Genomic DNA, 16199 nt, shown 5'->3' with positions numbered 1-16199 from the left:
AGCTCACTGAATGAAAACCTAGTAGGTGCATGGTTTTCGCGCCTACGGTGAAGCCGCCCGGTCGGCGACGAGGCCGACGCGGAGACGTTGGAGCCCCCATGCCGCTCACGCAGGACCCCGGAACCCCACGCGACGCCACCGACCGACCTGATCCGGCCACACCGGCCGACACCTCGGCCACCCTGGCCACCACCCTGGCCACCACCCCGGTCACACCGGCCACCTCGGTCACCACCTCGGTCACCACGAAGGCCGCCCTCCCGGCCCAAGCCCCGGTCGGCACCCCCGCCGACGTCCCGGCCCACGCCCCCGCCGACGCCCCCGCCAAGCTGATCTTCGGCCTGGTCGCCGCCCAGCTCGGCGTCTGCATCGCCGTCTTCACCCCGATCGTGGTGACCCTGGCCCTGCGCGTGGCCCAGATCGTCCCGGAAGCCGAGCGCGGCGCCGCCCTCGGCAAGGTGCTCTCCGTAGGAGCCCTGCTCGCCCTCGTCGGCAACCCGCTCTTCGGCGCCCTCTCCGACCGCACGACCAGCAGGTTCGGCCGCCGCCGCCCCTGGCTCGTGGGCGGCATGGTGGTGGCCGCCGCCGGGCTGACCGTCGTCGGCCTCGGCTCCAGCGTCACCACGCTGCTCATCGGCTGGGCCATCGCGCAGCTCGGCTGCAACGCCGCCCTGTGCATGGTCACCGCCTGCATCCCGGACCTGATCCCGGACCACCAGCGCGGCCGCGTCTCCGGCATGGTCGGCATGATGCTGTCCGTCTCGATGGTCGCGGGCAGCTTCCTCGCGCAGCTCTTCACGGACAACATGGCGCTGGCCTTCATCGTCCCGGCCGTCGTCGGCGTCCTCGGGGTGTGTGTGCTGGCGGCCGTGATGCCCGACCGGCCGGCCCGCGCCGAGTCCGTGGCCCCGTACGGCTGGCGGGAGTTCCTGCACAGCTTCTGGGTGAACCCGCGCAAGAACCCCGACTACTCGTGGAACTTCGCGAGCCGCTTCCTGGTCTTCATCGGCATCGCCTGCGTGACCAGCTACCAGGTGTACTTCCTGATGGACCGCCTCGGGGTCGCCGAGGGCGACGTCGCCTCGAAGATGTTCACCACCACCCTCGTCACCGTCGGCGGCGTCGTGGCCGGCTCCCTCGCCGGCGGCTGGCTGTCCGACGCCACCGGCCGCCGCAAGCCCTTCGTGCTCGCCTCCGCCTTCGTCATCGGCGTCGGGCTGCTGCTGATCGCCACGGCGGGCACCTTCGGAATGTTCCTCCTCGCCGTGGCCGTCTTCGGCTTCGGCGAGGGCCTCTACCTCGCGGTCGACGTGGCGCTCGCCGCCGCCGTCCTGCCCGACCCGGAGACCGCCGCCAAGGACATGGGCGTACTGAACATCGCGAACGCCCTCCCGCAGTCCCTCGTCCCGATGCTCGCGCCGTTCGTCCTCGCCATCGGCGGAGGCGGCAATTACGGCGCCCTCTTCCTCGCCGGCGGCATCGCGGCGGCCGTCGGCGCCGCCCTCGTCCAGCTGATCCGCTCGGTCAGGTGACGGCCCGCCCCCCGACGGGGCCCGCCACCGCCCCCGCCCACGCACCCGGACCCGCGGCCCCGCCCGGACCCCGCCCGGGACGCGCACCCGCACCCGCACCCGCACCCGCACCCGACAAGTCGTCCACCCCCGCGACCTCCCGCGCGACCGACCTCCTCAGGAGCCCCGCCATGAACGCGACCCCGGCACCCCCGACCACCTCCACCGCGCCCCTCCCGTACCGGGACGCCTCCCTCCCCGTCGACGACCGCGTCGAGGACCTGCTCTCCCGCATGACCCTGGAGGAGAAGGCCGGCCAGCTCTTCCACTCGATGCTGATGATGAACCCGGACGGCACCCCGGTCACCGAGACCGACGGCTCGATCCTCCCGTTCACCACCCCCGAGCTGATCGAGGACCGCCACCTCACCCACTTCAACCTCCTCGGCAGCTACGGCGCCCGCGAGATGGCGCTGTGGCAGAACGCCGTCCAGGAGATGGCCGCCGCCACCCGCCTCGGCATCCCGGTGACCCTGTCGACCGACCCCCGCCACTCCTTCACCGACAACGTCGGCGCCTCCTTCAACGCGGGCGCCTTCTCCGCCTGGCCCGAGGCGATCGGCCTGGCCGCGATCGGCGACCCGGAGCTGGTCTTCGAGTTCGCCGACATCATGCGGCGCGAGTACCTCTCCGTCGGCTTCCGCGTCGCCCTGCACCCGCAGATCGACCTGGCCACGGAGCCGCGCTGGGCCCGCCAGTCGGGCACCTTCGGCTCGGACGCGAAGCTGACGGGCGAGCTCGTCCAGGCGTACGTACGGGGCCTGCAGGGCGAGACGCTCGGCGCGGCCTCGGTCTCCGCGATGGTCAAGCACTTCCCCGGCGGCGGCCCGCAGAAGGACGGCGAGGACCCGCACTTCGCGCACGGCAAGGAGCAGGTCTACCCGGGCGGGATGCGCGAGCACCACCTGGAGCCGTTCAAGGCGGCCATCGCGGCCGGCTGCTCGCAGATGATGCCCTACTACGGCCAGCCCGTCGGCACCGACTGGGAAGAGGTCGGCTTCGGTTTCAACAAGGGCGTCGTCACCGGCCTGCTCCGCGAGGAGCTCGGCTTCCAGGGCATCGTGTGCACCGACTGGGGCCTGCTCACCGAGTCGACGATCTTCGGCGAGCCGCACCCGGCCCGGGCCTGGGGCCTGGAGCACCTGAGCGTGTCCGAGCGGGCGGCCCGCGCGCTGGAGGCGGGCTCGGACCAGTTCGGCGGCGAGCAGTGCCCCGCGGTCATCGTCGAGATGGTCCGCTCGGGCCGGGTCACCGAGGCCCGGATCGACGCGTCCGTACGCCGGCTGCTGCGCGAGAAGTTCGTCCTCGGCCTGTTCGAGAACCCGTACGTGGACCCGGACGCGGCGGCCGAGACGGTCGGCCGCGCCGATTTCACGGCGGCCGGCGCGGCGGCCCAGCGGCGCTCCCTGACGGTGCTCACCAACACCGGGGAGACCCTGCCGGTGTCCGGCCGGCCGAAGCTGTACGTCAAGGACGTGGACGCGGACGTCGCGGCGGCGTACGGGGACGTCGTGTCCGACCCGGCCGAAGCGGACCTGGCGGTACTGCGGCTGCGCACCCCGCACGAGCCCCGCACGAACATCTTCGAGTCCTTCTTCCACTCCGGTTCGCTGGCCTTCCCCGAGCCGGAACTGACCGAGATCCTGTCCCTCCTGGACGCCGTCCCGACCCTGGTCTGCATCAACCTGGAGCGGGCCGCGGTGATCCCCGAGATCGCGGAGCGGGCGGCCGCGCTGATCGCGGACTACGGCGCCTCCGACGCGGCCCTCCTGGACGTGGCCTTCGGCCGGGCCACGGCCGCGGGGCGCCTGCCCTTCGAGCTCCCGCGCTCGATGGCGGCGGTGGCGGCCTCCCGGCCCGACGTCCCGAACGACACCGAGAACCCGGTGTTCCCGCACGGCCACGGCCTGACCCTGTAGCCCCGGAGCCGGGCAGCCCCGCGGGGCGAAGTCCCCCACCCGCCCTTCCACCGTTCCCCGGGGCTCCGCCCCGGACCCGCGGTTCAAACGCCGGCGAGGCCGGATTTTCCAGCCCGCCGGCGTTTGAACCGCAGGTCCGGGGGCAAGGGCCCCCGCGACGAACCCGCGCAGCGCACCCGTCATAGCCGGAGCCCGAGCGCTCCTCTACGCTGCACCCCTACCACGCGGGATCTTCAGGGGCGGGACATGGAACAGACGCACACCACCCACAACGGCGCCGCGGCCACCCCGGGCGCGCAACGCCGGGTACTCGTCGTCGAGGACGACCACACCATCGCGGAGGCGATCGCGGCCCGGCTGCGCGCCGAGGGCTTCCAGGTGCAGACGGCCGCGGACGGGCCGGCGGCCGTCGCCGCGGCCGAGAGCTGGCTGCCGGAACTGCTGGTCCTGGACGTCATGCTGCCGGGCTTCGACGGCCTGGAGGTCTGCCGCCGGGTCCAGGCGCAGCGGCCCGTTCCGGTGCTGATGCTCACCGCCCGGGACGACGAGACCGACATGCTCGTCGGCCTCGGGGTCGGCGCCGACGACTACATGACGAAGCCCTTCTCGATGCGCGAGCTGGCCGCGCGGGTCCACGTACTGCTGCGGCGGGTGGAGCGGGCCACGCTGGCCGCGCACGCCCCGCGCGGGGCCACGCTGCGCCTCGGGGATCTGGAGATCGACCACGCGCAGCGCCGGGTCCGGGTGCACACCGAGGACGTGCACCTGACGCCGACGGAGTTCGACCTGCTGGTGTGCCTCGCCGGGACCCCGCGGGCGGTGCTCTCGCGCGAGCAGCTGCTGGCGGAGGTGTGGGACTGGGCCGACGCGTCCGGGACCCGTACGGTCGACAGCCACATCAAGGCGTTGCGCCGGAAGATCGGCGCCGAGCGGATCCGTACGGTCCACGGCGTCGGGTACGCCCTGGAGACCCCGGCGCAGCCGTGAGCGGCTACCGGCCGCCGGGGCAGCGGCCGCCCGGGGTGCTGCGGCCCTTCTCCCCGTTCTCGATCAAGACCAAGCTGGGCACGCTCGTGGTGGTGTCGGTCTTCATCACCACGGGTCTCCTGATGGTGGCCCTGCGCACGGCCACCGAAGTGCGCTTCATCACGGTGTTCTCGGTGATCGCCTCCATGCTGATCACCCAGTTCGTGGCGCACAGCCTGACGGCGCCGCTGGACGACATGACCACCGTGGCCCGGGCGATATCCCACGGGGACTACACGCGCCGGGTGCGCGGGGCGGGCCGCCGCGACGAGCTGGGCGACCTGGCCTCCACCATCAATCTGATGGCGGACGACCTGGAGGCGGTGGACCGGCACCGCAAGGAGCTCGTGGCGAACGTCTCGCACGAGCTGCGCACCCCGATCGCGGCCCTGCGGGCGGTGCTGGAGAACGTGGTGGACGGGGTCTCCGCCGCCGATCCGGAGACCATGCGCACGGCCCTGAAGCAGACCGAGCGGCTCGGCCGGCTGGTGGAGACCCTGCTGGACCTCTCCCGCGTGGACAACGGGGTGGTGCCGCTGCGGGCCCGCCGCTTCGAGGTGTGGCCGTACCTGTCGGGGGTGCTGAAGGAGTCGGGCCTGGCGGCCGCCGGCCGGCCGGGACTGTCCTCCGGCTCGGGCGGGCACACCCGCAACGACGTCCACCTCCACCTGGACGTGTCCCCGCCGGACCTGACGGCGTACGCGGACGCCGAGCGGCTGCACCAGGTGGTGGCGAACCTGATCGACAACGCGGTCAAGCACAGCCCCCCGCACGGCCGGGTCACGGTCCACGCCCGGGCGGGCGACGCGCCCGGGGGCCTGGTGCTCGAAGTGCGGGACGAAGGTCCCGGGATTCCGGAGGCGGAGCGCCACCGGGTCTTCGAGCGGTTCAACCGGGGCAGCGCGCGGGGCGGCGACGGCGGCACGGGGCTGGGCCTCGCCATCGCACGGTGGGCGGTCGGCCTGCACGGGGGCCACATCGGAGTGGCCGAATCATCACGGGGCTGCCGGATCCTTGTCACTCTTCCGGGCAGCTCGCAGACGCCGAGTTGACGTAGGGTTCGAGTGGGAAGGACATGATCTCGGCCACACGCGCCGGGGTCCGTCAGGGGTGCGAAGCCAGGGGGCCGCAACCGCGGTGTCTCCTGCCCGAACCGCGTTTGTTTCCCGCCATTCCAGGTGGTGAAACCCGCCGTTCGATGTGACCTGCGCGACGTAAGTCCCGCCCGGTCTGCATCTCACGGCCCGGGAGGCGTAGCCTTTATTCCCGCTGTCCATACCTTGTGAAGCGGAAGAGGGCGGTTGCCGCCGTGTCGCCACAGTCCCCCAGTAACTCGAGCACCACGACCGAAGCAGGAGGGAGCGGGAAGAACCCCGCCCCAGGCTTCGGCGCGAATGAGTGGCTCGTCGACGAGATCTATCAGCAGTACCTCCAGGATCCGAACTCGGTCGACCGGGCCTGGTGGGACTTCTTCGCCGACTACAAGCCGGGTGGCGCTGTCGCTCCGGTGAAGGCGGACAAGCCCACGGACCGGCCCGCTCCCCCTGCCGCGACGACGACGGACGGCGCCTCCGCACAGGCCGCCGCCCCCGTCACCGCCGTGGCTTCGCAGGCTTCCGACGCCGCCGCCCCAGGGACGGCGAGCCCCGCGCCCGCCACCCCCGTCGCAGCGCCCACGACGCCCGTGTCAGCACCTGCCCCTGTACCTGCCACCCCCTCTGGTGCCCCTGCTGTGACTGTCACCTCCCAGGCCCCGGCCGCCGCCGCACCGGCAGCCCCCGCCCCTCAGGCCCCGGCTCCCGCCGCCGCCCCCGCCTCCGTAGCCCCTCAGAAGGCCGCGCCCCCCGGTGCAAGCACCGGCTCCACTGGAGCGACTAACGCCGCGCCCACCTCTGAGGCCCCCGCAGGCCCCGAACTGGTGACGCTCCGCGGCCCGGCGGCTGCCGTGGTCAAGAACATGAACGCCTCGCTGGAAGTGCCGACGGCCACGTCCGTCCGCGCCGTCCCGGTGAAGCTGCTGTTCGACAACCGCATCGTCATCAACAACCACCTGAAGCGCGCCCGGGGCGGGAAGATCTCCTTCACCCACCTCATCGGCTACGCGATGGTGCAGGCCATCAAGGCCATGCCGTCGATGAACTACTCCTTCGCGGAGAAGGACGGCAAGCCGACCCTGGTCAAGCCGGAGCACATCAACTTCGGCCTCGCGATCGACCTCGTGAAGCCCAACGGCGACCGCCAGCTCGTCGTCGCCGGCATCAAGAAGGCCGAGACCCTCAACTTCTTCGAGTTCTGGCAGGCCTACGAGGACATCGTCCGCCGGGCCCGCATCGGCAAGCTGACGATGGACGACTTCACCGGGGTGACGGTCTCCCTCACCAACCCCGGCGGCCTGGGCACCGTCCACTCCGTGCCCCGCCTGATGCCCGGACAGTCGGTCATCATGGGCGTCGGCTCCATGGACTACCCCGCCGAGTTCCAGGGCACCTCGCAGGACACCCTGAACAAGCTGGGCATCTCCAAGGTCATGACCCTGACCTCGACCTACGACCACCGGGTCATCCAGGGCGCGGCCTCCGGCGAGTTCCTGCGCATCGTCGCGAACATGCTGCTCGGCGAGAGCGGCTTCTACGACGACGTCTTCGAGGCGCTGCGCATCCCGTACGAGCCGGTCCGCTGGCTCCGGGACATCGACGCCTCGCACGACGACGACGTCACCAAGGCCGCCCGCGTCTTCGAGCTGATCCACTCCTACCGGGTCCGCGGCCACGTCATGGCCGACACCGACCCGCTGGAGTACAAGCAGCGCAAGCACCCCGACCTCGACATCACCGAGCACGGCCTCACCCTGTGGGACCTGGAGCGCGAGTTCGCGGTCGGCGGCTTCTCCGGCAAGTCGATGATGAAGCTCCGCGACATCCTCGGCGTGCTGCGCGACTCGTACTGCCGCACCACCGGCGTCGAGTTCATGCACATCCAGGACCCGAAGCAGCGCCGCTGGATCCAGGACCGCATCGAGCGCCCGCACACCAAGCCGGAGCGCGAGGAGCAGCTGCGGATCCTGCGCCGGCTGAACGCGGCGGAGGCCTTCGAGACCTTCCTGCAGACGAAGTACGTCGGCCAGAAGCGCTTCTCCCTGGAGGGCGGCGAGTCCGTCATCCCGCTGCTCGACGCCGTCATCGACTCGGCCGCCGAGGCCCGCCTCGAAGAGGTCGCGATCGGCATGGCCCACCGCGGCCGCCTGAACGTGCTGGCGAACATCGTCGGCAAGTCGTACGCGCAGATCTTCCGCGAGTTCGAGGGCAACCTCGACCCGAAGTCCATGCACGGCTCCGGCGACGTCAAGTACCACCTGGGCGCCAACGGCACCTTCACGGGCCTGGACGGGGAGCAGATCAAGGTCTCGCTCGTCGCGAACCCCTCGCACCTGGAGGCGGTGGACCCGGTCCTGGAGGGCGTGGTCCGCGCCAAGCAGGACATCATCAACAAGGGCGGCACGGACTTCACGGTCCTGCCCGTCGCCCTGCACGGCGACGCGGCCTTCGCGGGCCAGGGCGTCGTCGCCGAGACGCTGAACATGTCGCAGCTGCGCGGCTACCGCACCGGCGGCACCGTGCACGTGGTCATCAACAACCAGGTCGGCTTCACCGCCGCCCCGGAGTCCTCGCGTTCCTCGATGTACGCGACCGACGTGGCCCGCATGATCGAGGCGCCGATCTTCCACGTGAACGGCGACGACCCGGAGGCCGTGGTCCGCATCGCGCGGCTCGCCTTCGAGTTCCGTCAGGCGTTCAACAAGGACGTGGTCATCGACCTCATCTGCTACCGCCGCCGCGGTCACAACGAGTCGGACAACCCGGCGTTCACGCAGCCGCTGATGTACGACCTGATCGACAAGAAGCGCTCGGTGCGCAAGCTGTACACCGAGTCCCTCATCGGTCGCGGCGACATCACGCTGGAAGAGGCGGAGCAGGCGCTCCAGGACTTCCAGGGCCAGCTGGAGAAGGTCTTCGCGGAGGTCCGCGAGGCCGCCACGCAGCCCGCGGTCGCCCCGGTGGCGCCCGCGCAGGTCGCGCAGGAGTTCCCGGTGTTCGTGAACACCGCGATCTCCCAGGAGGTCGTCAAGCGGATCGCCGAGGCCCAGGTCAACATCCCGGACACGGTCACCGTCCACCCGCGCCTGCTGCCGCAGCTGCAGCGCCGCGCGGCGATGATCGACGACGGCACCATCGACTGGGGCATGGGCGAGACCCTGGCCTTCGGCTCGCTGCTGATGGAGGGCACCCCGGTCCGGCTGTCCGGCCAGGACTCCCGCCGCGGCACCTTCGGTCAGCGCCACGCGGTCCTGATCGACCGGGAGACCGGCGAGGACTACACCCCGCTGCTCTACCTGTCGGACGAGCAGGCCCGCTACAACGTCTACGACTCGCTGCTCTCCGAGTACGCGGCCATGGGCTTCGAGTACGGCTACTCGCTGGCCCGCCCCGACGCGCTGGTCCTCTGGGAGGCCCAGTTCGGCGACTTCGTCAACGGCGCGCAGACCGTCGTCGACGAGTTCATCTCCTCGGCCGAGCAGAAGTGGGGCCAGACGTCCGGCGTCACGCTCCTCCTGCCGCACGGCTACGAGGGCCAGGGCCCGGACCACTCCTCCGCCCGCCCGGAGCGCTTCCTGCAGATGTGCGCGCAGGACAACATGACGGTCGCGATGCCGACGCTCCCGTCGAACTACTTCCACCTGCTGCGCTGGCAGGTCCACAACCCGCACCACAAGCCGCTCATCGTCTTCACCCCGAAGTCGATGCTGCGTCTGAAGGCGGCGGCGTCGAAGGCGGAGGAGTTCACGACCGGTTCGTTCCGTCCGGTCATCGGCGACTCCACCGTCGACCCCAACGCCGTCCGCAAGGTGGTCTTCTGCGCGGGCAAGGTCTACTACGACCTCGAGGCGGAGCGCGAGAAGCGCGGCATCACCGACACGGCGATCATCCGCATCGAGCGCCTCTACCCGCTCCCGGGCGCGGAACTCCAGGCGGAGATCGCCAAGTTCCCGAACGCGGCGAAGTACATCTGGGCCCAGGAGGAGCCGGCGAACCAGGGCGCGTGGCCCTTCATCGCCCTCAACCTGATCGACCACCTCGACCTGGCGGTCGGCGCGGACGTCCCGGCCGGCGAGCGCCTGCGGCGCATCTCCCGCCCGCACGGCTCGTCCCCGGCGGTCGGCTCGGCCAAGCGCCACCAGGCGGAGCAGCAGCTCCTCCTGAACGAGGTCTTCGAGGCCTGAGCACTGCGCTCGCTTGAACAGTGGAAGGCCCGGCCCCCTTGGGGACCGGGCCTTCCGGCGCATCCAGCCCGTCCGGCGCTTGAGGACCGGGTCCTGGCAGAGCCCGGGGAACGGTGGAAGGGCGGGCAGGGGACCTCGCCCCGCGCGGCGGCAGCCCCGAGCCGTCAGACGGCCGCGTACGGGGCCAGGTTCGGGTGCGCCGCACACCACGCGGCCCGGTCCCGCTCCACCACCCCGCGGGCCACCGCGTACCGCGTACCGGGCGAGGACACCCCGTCCATGGCCCGCTCCGCGGCGGCCATCGCGCCGACGAACACCTTTCCGCCCGCGGTGAGTTCCGGGGACGCGTCCAGGACGGGCAGCACGGCCGCCACCTGCGCCCGCACCCGCGCGTGCTGCGCCCACGCCCCCCTGGCCCCGTAGAGCGCCGCGCGCTGCCAGTAGCCCGCCAGCCCGAGATGCGCGTACGCGCCCCTCAGGAGTCCCTCCAGCGGTCGCGGATCGTTCCTCCAGGGGGCCCAGTAGCGTGCCGTGCGGTCGGCGGTGTGCAGCGGCAGCACCTCCGCGAGGGCCGCCAGCTTCCCGTGCTGCACCTCGAACACGAGGGTCGCGGCCAGTGCGGGCGGCGGCTGCGCCCGCGCCAGGACGGAGCCCGCCGCCGCGGGCAGGGTTCCGCCGTAGGACCGGGAGCCGCCGGACAGCGGGACCAGGCAGCGCAGCAGCCTGCCGGCCTCCTCCGCGCGGGCGGTGTCGTAGCGCCGCAGCAGGGTCAGGGCGCCGGACCACTGGGTGTCCCAGCGCTTGTGCCCCTTGGGGGTGAGCCGGCGGGCGGCGGGCACGCTGCCCGGGGCGCGGTACGGGTCCAGGTCGTCGAGGGCGGTCCGCCCGTCGGGCAGCGCGTGCAGGGCCAGTGCCTCCGGGCTGCCGGGGTCCCAGGAGCCCTCGGTCAGGGCGAGCGGGCCCGGCCGGTCCGGGCGCAGCAGCCCGAGGGTGGGCAGGACGAGGCGTCCGTGTGCGGGCCGCAGCGTGATCTTGAAGCCGATCCCGGCGCGCAGTGCCGCGGCGGCGGCCAGTGCCCCGAGGTGTCCGAGGTCGGCGGGCGGTCCGTACCGCGTGCGCAGCCGGCCCAGCGTCTCCTCGGCCCACACCCCGGTGGCCGGATAGTGCACCACGTCGTCCACCGCACGGGGGTCGCGCCGTCCGGCCTCCTCCAGCAGCGCCCATCGCTCGGCCGCCTCCCCGGCGCGGGCGCCGGGCTGCCGCGCGAGCTCCCGCAGCAGCCGCAGCCGCCGGGCCCGCCGTACGCCGCACACCAGCGCGGTCCCCTCGGCGGACGGCTCGGTGGAACCGAGGGCCCTCAGTACGCCGTCGCTCGGCTCGGGGTGATCCATGCGTGCCTCCCGCCGCGGACCCTCCATCCCTGCCCTGGGGAGGGGCTCCGCGAACGGCGGAAAGCGGTCAGGTCGGGTCCGCCCCCGGCGGGCGGATTATCCTGGCGGGACACACCCGAACACCCGACCACCGCACGGAGCCCGACTTGTACTTCACCGATCGCGGCATCGAGGAGCTGGAGAAGCGGCGAGGCGAGGAGGAGGTCACCTTCGAGTGGCTCGCCGAGCAGCTGCGCACCTTCGTCGACCTGAACCCGGACTTCGAGGTCCCCGTGGAACGCCTCGCCACCTGGCTGGCGCGCCTGGACGACGAGGACGAGGACGAGGACTAGGACTAGGACGAGCGGTCCGCCGCGCACGACGAAGGGGCCCGACCGCGATGCGGCCGGGCCCCTTCGTCATCGTCCTACGGGACAAGGCAGATCAGACCGGAGAGTCCGATCAGGCGGCCTTGGTCTCCCAGAAGATGCGGTCGATCTCGGCGATGAGCTCCAGCGCCTTGGCGCCGGTCGCCGGGTCGTTCGACGCCTTGGCGGCCGAGAGGGCCTTCAGGGTGTCGTTGACCAGGGTGTGCAGCTGCGGGTACTTCTCGAAGTGCGGCGGCTTGAAGTAGTCGCTCCACAGCACGGAAACGTGGTGCTTCGCGAGCTCGGCGCGCTGCTCCTTGATGGTGATGGCGCGCGCGCGGAAGTCGGCGTCGTCGTTGGCCTGGTACTTCTCCTGCACGGCCTTGACGGACTCGGCCTCGATGCGGGCCTGGGCAGGGTCGTACACGCCGCACGGAAGATCGCAGTGGGCGGAGACCTTCGCCTTGGGGGCGAAGAGGCGGGAAAGCATGGAGTTTGTCCTCCTCGTGATCGTCTTCTCAAGGGGGAGATTACTCCGTGAGACAGACGATTTCGCGGGCGCCCCCGTGCGGTTGGGACAAAAGTCCAGGGGCGTACCCGGGGCGGTGACCGAATGTACGGAAGAGTGCGGCAGCATGCGGGATGGCACGAAGAGTGAACGGGCGCGGTCAAGGAGGTCTCGGATGGCGGGGAGCACGCGCTCGCGCGGCCGGGCGCGGGAGTGGGAGTCGCCGTTGAAGCGGATCGGCACGGTGGAGGTCATGGGCCCCTCGATGGCGCCGACCCTGGAGAACGGGGACCAGGTGCTGGTCCGCTACGGGGCCCCCGTGCGGCCGGGCCACGTGGTGGTGCTGCGCCACCCGTTCCAGCAGGACCTGCTGGTCGTCAAGCGGGCGGCGGAGCGGCGGCCGGGCGGCTGGTGGGTGCTGGGCGACAACCCGTACAACGCGACGGGCGACAGCACGGACTACGGGGCGGTGCCCGACGAGCTCGTGCTGGCGACCGCCCTGGTCCGCTTCCGGCCGCGCCCCCGGCCGGAGCACACGGGCGGGGATCAGCGTTCGCTGAGGGCGTGGCTCTCCTGGGCTTCCTCGGCGCTGCGTCCGCTGCGGGCGGACTCCTCGGCCTCCAGCCGCTTGCGCGCGCGGTAGGCGGCGACGTTGGCGCGCGTGGCGCACCGGTCGGAGCAGTAGCGCCGGGAGCGGTTGGTGGAAGTGTCGAGGTAGGCGTTGCGGCAGGGCGGGGCCTGGCAGAGGCCGAGCCGGTCGGGGCCGTGCTCGGTGAGGTGGAAGGCCAGCCCGAAGCACGCGATCGCGGCGTAGCCGGCGGAGGCGTTGGAGGGGTGGTCAGCCAGGTGGATGTGCCAGTTCGGGCCGCCGTGCTCGCTGTGCTCGTCGATGGCCTCGTGCCCGGAAACCTGGGGGCTGACCGGGAACTCCATGAGCAGGGAGTTGAGCAGGTCGACGGCGAGGACGTGGTCGCCGCCGTCGGCGGCCTCGAAGACGGTGCGCAGCCGGCCGCGGACGTTGCGGAAGCGGGTGACGTCGCCGTCCGTGACCCGGCGGGCCATCTGCACGCTGGCGCCGAAGAGGGCGCGGACGGCGTCCACGGAGGTCAGCGAGTCCTTGTTGCGGGCCGGCTCCTCGGTGTTGACCAGGCGCACGGCGTAGTCCGAGTAATGGGCCAGTTCCACTTGTAGTCCTTACGGCCGCGGATCGGTGTCTCCGGTAACGGCTGAGACATGTTCGAGGGTATTACGCATGGAGGCATTCGTGACGGATTCGGCCCTCGACCCCATGCGTGAGGGGCGGTACGGATGTCCGTACCGCCCCTCACGCGTGGAACGCCGCCGCCCTAGAGGACCTTCGAGAGGAAGGCCTTCGTGCGGTCGTGCTGCGGGTTGCCCAGGACCTCGCGGGGGTGGCCGGACTCGACCACGACACCGCCGTCCATGAAGACGAGGTTGTCGCCGACCTCGCGGGCGAAGCCCATCTCGTGGGTGACCACGATCATCGTCATGCCCGACTCCGCCAGGTCGCGCATGACGTCGAGGACGTCGCCGACGAGCTCCGGGTCGAGCGCCGAGGTGGGCTCGTCGAAGAGCATCAGCTTCGGCTCCATCGCCAGCGCGCGGGCGATGGCCACGCGCTGCTGCTGGCCGCCGGAGAGCTGGGTGGGGTAGTTCCCGCCCTTGTCGCCGAGGCCGACCCGGTCCAGGAGCTTGACGGCGCGCGCCCGGGCGACGGCCTTGCTCTCGCCCTTGACCATGACCGGGGCTTCCATGACGTTCTCGATGGCCGTCATGTGCGGGAAGAGGTTGAAGCGCTGGAAGACCATGCCGATGTCCCGGCGCTGGGCCGCGACCTCGCTGTCCTTCAGCTCGTAGAGCTTTCCGGCCTTCTCGCGGTAGCCGACCAGCCGGCCGTCGACCGAGAGCCGGCCGGCGTTGATGCGCTCCAGGTGGTTGATGCAGCGCAGGAAGGTGGACTTGCCGGAGCCGGACGGGCCGACCAGGCAGAACACCTCGCGGGGGGCGACTTCGAGGTCGATTCCCCGCAGGATGTGGGCGGGGCCGTAGGACTTGTGGACGGCCTCGGCCTTGACCATCGGCTGGGCGGTCACTTCGCCACCTCCGTACGGCGGAACATGTTCAGGTTGGCGCGCAGCCGCTGGAACGGCGTGGGCGGCAGGGAGCGCAGCGAACCGCGGGCGTAGCGGCGCTCCAGGTAGTACTGGCCGACGCTGAACACGCTGGTCAGGGCCAGGTACCAGATGGAGGCGACGAACAGCATCTCCATGATGGCGCCGGCCGTGGAGCCGATGTTCGACGAGGCCCGCAGGAGTTCCGTGTACTGCACGGCGGAGACCAGGGACGAGGTCTTCAGCATGTTGATGAACTCGTTGCCCGACGGCGGGATGATCACGCGCATCGCCTGCGGGAGCACCACGCGGCGCATGGTCTGCGTCTGGGTCATGCCCAGCGCGTGCGAGGCCTCGGCCTGGCCCTCGTCGACGGACTGGATGCCCGCACGGACGATCTCCGCCATGTACGCGCCCTCGTTCAGGCCGAGGCCCAAGAGCGCGACCATGAACGGGGTCATCAGTTCGACGGTCTCTTGCTTGTAGATCGGGCCGAGGTTCACGTACTGGAAGATCAGCGACAGGTTGAACCACACCAGCAGCTGTACGTAGACCGGGGTACCGCGGAAGAACCAGATGTAGAGCCACGCGACGGTGTTCGTTACCGGGTTCTTGGAGAGCCGCATGACCGCGAAGAGGATGCCGAGCACCAGGCCCAGCGCCATCGCGGACACGCTGATGATCACGGTGTTGCCGAGGCCCGCGATGATCGAGGGGTCGAAGAGCTTGTCCCCGACCGTCCCCCAGATCACGTTGCCCTGGGAGAAGGCGTACACCAGCCAGCCCAGCAGGACGACGACCACGACACCGCTGATCCAGCGGCCGTAGTGCCGCACGGGAATTGCCTTGATGGCCTCGTACGGGGTGCCCGAGGCGCCGGGTCCGGCCGGCGGGGTCGCGGCCGGATCCTTGTCGATCTTGTCAGTCACAATGACTGCCCTTCAGTGGAGCTCAGGAACCAGGGACCGGCGGGCACGGTCGCCCGCCGGTCCGCACGGGTCACTTGCCTGCGTTGACCGTCGCCGACTGCACGGCGCTGTCCTTGACGTTCCACTTCTCCAGGACCTTGGCGTAGGAGCCGTCCTTGATGATCGCGTCAAGGGCCTGCTTGAGGGCGTCGCGCAGCTGGGTGTTCTCCTTGCTGACGCCGATGCCGAAGAGGCCGACGTCGGCCTGCTGGCCCGCGACCTCGAAGTCGTTGCCGCCGCCGGAGGTCTTCGCGGCGTACGCGGCGATCGGGAAGTCGTTCAGGTCGGCCACGGCGCCGCCGGCCTTGACGCGGGTCTGGGCCTCGGCGTCGGTGTCGAAGGCCTCGATGGTGAGCTTCTTGTCACCGCACTTCGCGGCCTGGGCCTTGAAGGTGTCCTCGTACGTCGTGCCGCGCTGGACGGCGACCGTCTTGCCGCACAGGTCGTCCAGGGACTTGATGCCCTGCGGGTTGCCCTTCTTGACGAGGAGCGAGACGCCGGAGGAGAAGTAGTCGACGAAGTCGATCCCCTTGCCGATCTGCTTGCCCTCGTCGTCGAGGCCCTTCTGGCGCTTCTCGTTGTCCGTGATGGAGGACATGATCGCGTCCTGGCGGCCGGTGTAGATCGAGGTGATCAGACCGTCGAAGCTGCCCGAGGTGAACTCGAACTTCACACCGAGCTGCTTGCCGAGGGCCTCGGCGATGTCGGGGTCGACACCGACGATCTTGCCGCCCTCGGTGAACTCCATCGGCGCGTACGCCGCGTCCGTGCCGACCTTGATGACACCCGCGTCCTGGATCTTCTTCGGCAGGGCCGAGAAGAGGGGGGCGGCGTTGGACTTGGTGGCGTCCCCGGACCCCTTCTTCTCCGTCTGGTCTCCACAGCCGGTGAGGATCAGGGCGCCGGCGACCGCGATCGCGCCGACCGCGGCGATCCGGGACCGGGCGGCGGTCGTACGACGGGTGGTGCTTGCGGTCATGAGCTGGTTCCTCCGGCAGGTGGAAAGCATCGATATGCGGTCGGGCACGCCCCATCGAGTGTCGCGACCTTGTGTGATTA

Annotated in this window: 13 protein-coding genes; 7 read left to right on the top strand and 6 right to left on the bottom strand. The window is 71.1% G+C overall.

The window, feature by feature from the left end; translation table 11 throughout:
* Positions 1-98: 98 nt before the first annotated feature.
* The 5 genes from ACIQV3_RS13635 (at position 99) to ACIQV3_RS13615 (ending at position 9794) form a co-directional block, all read left to right on the top strand.
* Positions 99-1532: an MFS transporter gene (locus ACIQV3_RS13635; protein ID WP_403712566.1), complete on the top strand. Its 1434-nt coding sequence runs from the start codon at positions 99-101 to the stop codon at positions 1530-1532.
* Positions 1533-1702: 170 nt separating this feature from the next.
* Positions 1703-3490: a glycoside hydrolase family 3 protein gene (locus ACIQV3_RS13630; RefSeq protein ID WP_403712565.1), complete on the top strand. Its 1788-nt coding sequence runs from the start codon at positions 1703-1705 to the stop codon at positions 3488-3490.
* A 246-nt stretch (positions 3491-3736) separates the two neighbouring features.
* Positions 3737-4477: a response regulator transcription factor gene (locus tag ACIQV3_RS13625; RefSeq protein ID WP_254384114.1), complete on the top strand. Its 741-nt coding sequence runs from the start codon at positions 3737-3739 to the stop codon at positions 4475-4477.
* On the top strand, positions 4474-5568 hold the full coding sequence (locus ACIQV3_RS13620) for an ATP-binding protein (RefSeq protein WP_403712564.1): 1095 nt from the start codon (positions 4474-4476) through the stop codon (positions 5566-5568). Before ACIQV3_RS13625 ends, ACIQV3_RS13620 begins: the two co-directional genes overlap by 4 nt.
* Before the next feature lie 257 nt (positions 5569-5825).
* A complete protein-coding gene (locus tag ACIQV3_RS13615) occupies positions 5826-9794 on the top strand; it encodes a multifunctional oxoglutarate decarboxylase/oxoglutarate dehydrogenase thiamine pyrophosphate-binding subunit/dihydrolipoyllysine-residue succinyltransferase subunit (protein WP_403712563.1) in 3969 nt (1322 codons plus the stop codon).
* A 164-nt stretch (positions 9795-9958) separates the two neighbouring features.
* Here the strand turns inward: ACIQV3_RS13615 and ACIQV3_RS13610 are convergent, their stop codons facing one another.
* Positions 9959-11185: an aKG-HExxH-type peptide beta-hydroxylase gene (locus ACIQV3_RS13610; protein WP_403712562.1), complete on the bottom strand. Its 1227-nt coding sequence runs from the start codon at positions 11183-11185 to the stop codon at positions 9959-9961.
* Positions 11186-11331: 146 nt separating this feature from the next.
* Here ACIQV3_RS13610 and ACIQV3_RS13605 point away from each other — a divergent pair, with 146 nt between their 5' ends.
* Positions 11332-11517, top strand: a complete 186-nt coding sequence (locus ACIQV3_RS13605; RefSeq protein WP_064729792.1) for a DUF6104 family protein — start codon at positions 11332-11334, stop codon at positions 11515-11517.
* A 109-nt stretch (positions 11518-11626) separates the two neighbouring features.
* On the opposite strand, the gene sodN is transcribed toward ACIQV3_RS13605, so the two are convergent.
* Entirely contained in the window at positions 11627-12022 is a 396-nt protein-coding gene (gene sodN / locus ACIQV3_RS13600) for a superoxide dismutase, Ni (RefSeq protein ID WP_030709803.1), read from the bottom strand.
* A 193-nt stretch (positions 12023-12215) separates the two neighbouring features.
* Between sodN and sodX the strand changes: the two genes are divergently transcribed.
* Positions 12216-12683 (top strand): nickel-type superoxide dismutase maturation protease, encoded by a 468-nt coding sequence (gene sodX, locus ACIQV3_RS13595; protein WP_403712561.1) that lies wholly within the window; start codon positions 12216-12218, stop codon positions 12681-12683.
* Here sodX and ACIQV3_RS13590 read toward each other — a convergent pair.
* The 4 genes from ACIQV3_RS13590 to ACIQV3_RS13575 all read right to left on the bottom strand — a co-directional run bounded on the left by ACIQV3_RS13590 (position 12587) and on the right by ACIQV3_RS13575 (position 16119).
* Complete coding sequence (locus ACIQV3_RS13590) at positions 12587-13225, bottom strand: CGNR zinc finger domain-containing protein (protein ID WP_403712560.1); 639 nt, start codon at positions 13223-13225, stop codon at positions 12587-12589. The genes sodX and ACIQV3_RS13590 overlap by 97 nt on opposite strands.
* Positions 13226-13386: 161 nt before the next feature.
* On the bottom strand, positions 13387-14139 hold the full coding sequence (locus ACIQV3_RS13585) for an amino acid ABC transporter ATP-binding protein (RefSeq protein WP_383952208.1): 753 nt from the start codon (positions 14137-14139) through the stop codon (positions 13387-13389).
* Positions 14140-14150: 11 nt separating this feature from the next.
* Positions 14151-15101 (bottom strand): amino acid ABC transporter permease, encoded by a 951-nt coding sequence (locus ACIQV3_RS13580; RefSeq protein ID WP_403712559.1) that lies wholly within the window; start codon positions 15099-15101, stop codon positions 14151-14153.
* Positions 15102-15171: 70 nt separating this feature from the next.
* The gene (locus ACIQV3_RS13575) at positions 15172-16119 is read right to left on the bottom strand and encodes an ABC transporter substrate-binding protein (RefSeq protein ID WP_403712558.1); all 948 of its coding nucleotides are present in this window, start codon (positions 16117-16119) and stop codon (positions 15172-15174) included.
* Positions 16120-16199 lie beyond the last annotated feature (80 nt).

The sequence above is a fragment of the Streptomyces sp. NPDC099050 genome (genome assembly GCF_044759865.1).
Lineage (GTDB): Bacteria > Actinomycetota > Actinomycetes > Streptomycetales > Streptomycetaceae > Streptomyces.
The sequence above is the reverse complement of the archived record's forward strand: the minus strand, read 5'-3'. Positions and strand labels throughout refer to the sequence as shown.

Coding starts and splice junctions, on each gene's coding strand:
- ACIQV3_RS13635 (WP_403712566.1), top strand. CDS start 99: ATGCCGCTCACGCAGGACCCCGGAACCCCACGCGACGCCACCGACCGA.
- ACIQV3_RS13630 (WP_403712565.1), top strand. CDS start 1,703: ATGAACGCGACCCCGGCACCCCCGACCACCTCCACCGCGCCCCTCCCG.
- ACIQV3_RS13625 (WP_254384114.1), top strand. CDS start 3,737: ATGGAACAGACGCACACCACCCACAACGGCGCCGCGGCCACCCCGGGC.
- ACIQV3_RS13610 (WP_403712562.1), bottom strand. CDS start 11,185: ATGGATCACCCCGAGCCGAGCGACGGCGTACTGAGGGCCCTCGGTTCC.
- sodN (WP_030709803.1), bottom strand. CDS start 12,022: ATGCTTTCCCGCCTCTTCGCCCCCAAGGCGAAGGTCTCCGCCCACTGC.
- sodX (WP_403712561.1), top strand. CDS start 12,216: ATGGCGGGGAGCACGCGCTCGCGCGGCCGGGCGCGGGAGTGGGAGTCG.
- ACIQV3_RS13585 (WP_383952208.1), bottom strand. CDS start 14,139: ATGGTCAAGGCCGAGGCCGTCCACAAGTCCTACGGCCCCGCCCACATC.
- ACIQV3_RS13575 (WP_403712558.1), bottom strand. CDS start 16,119: ATGACCGCAAGCACCACCCGTCGTACGACCGCCGCCCGGTCCCGGATC.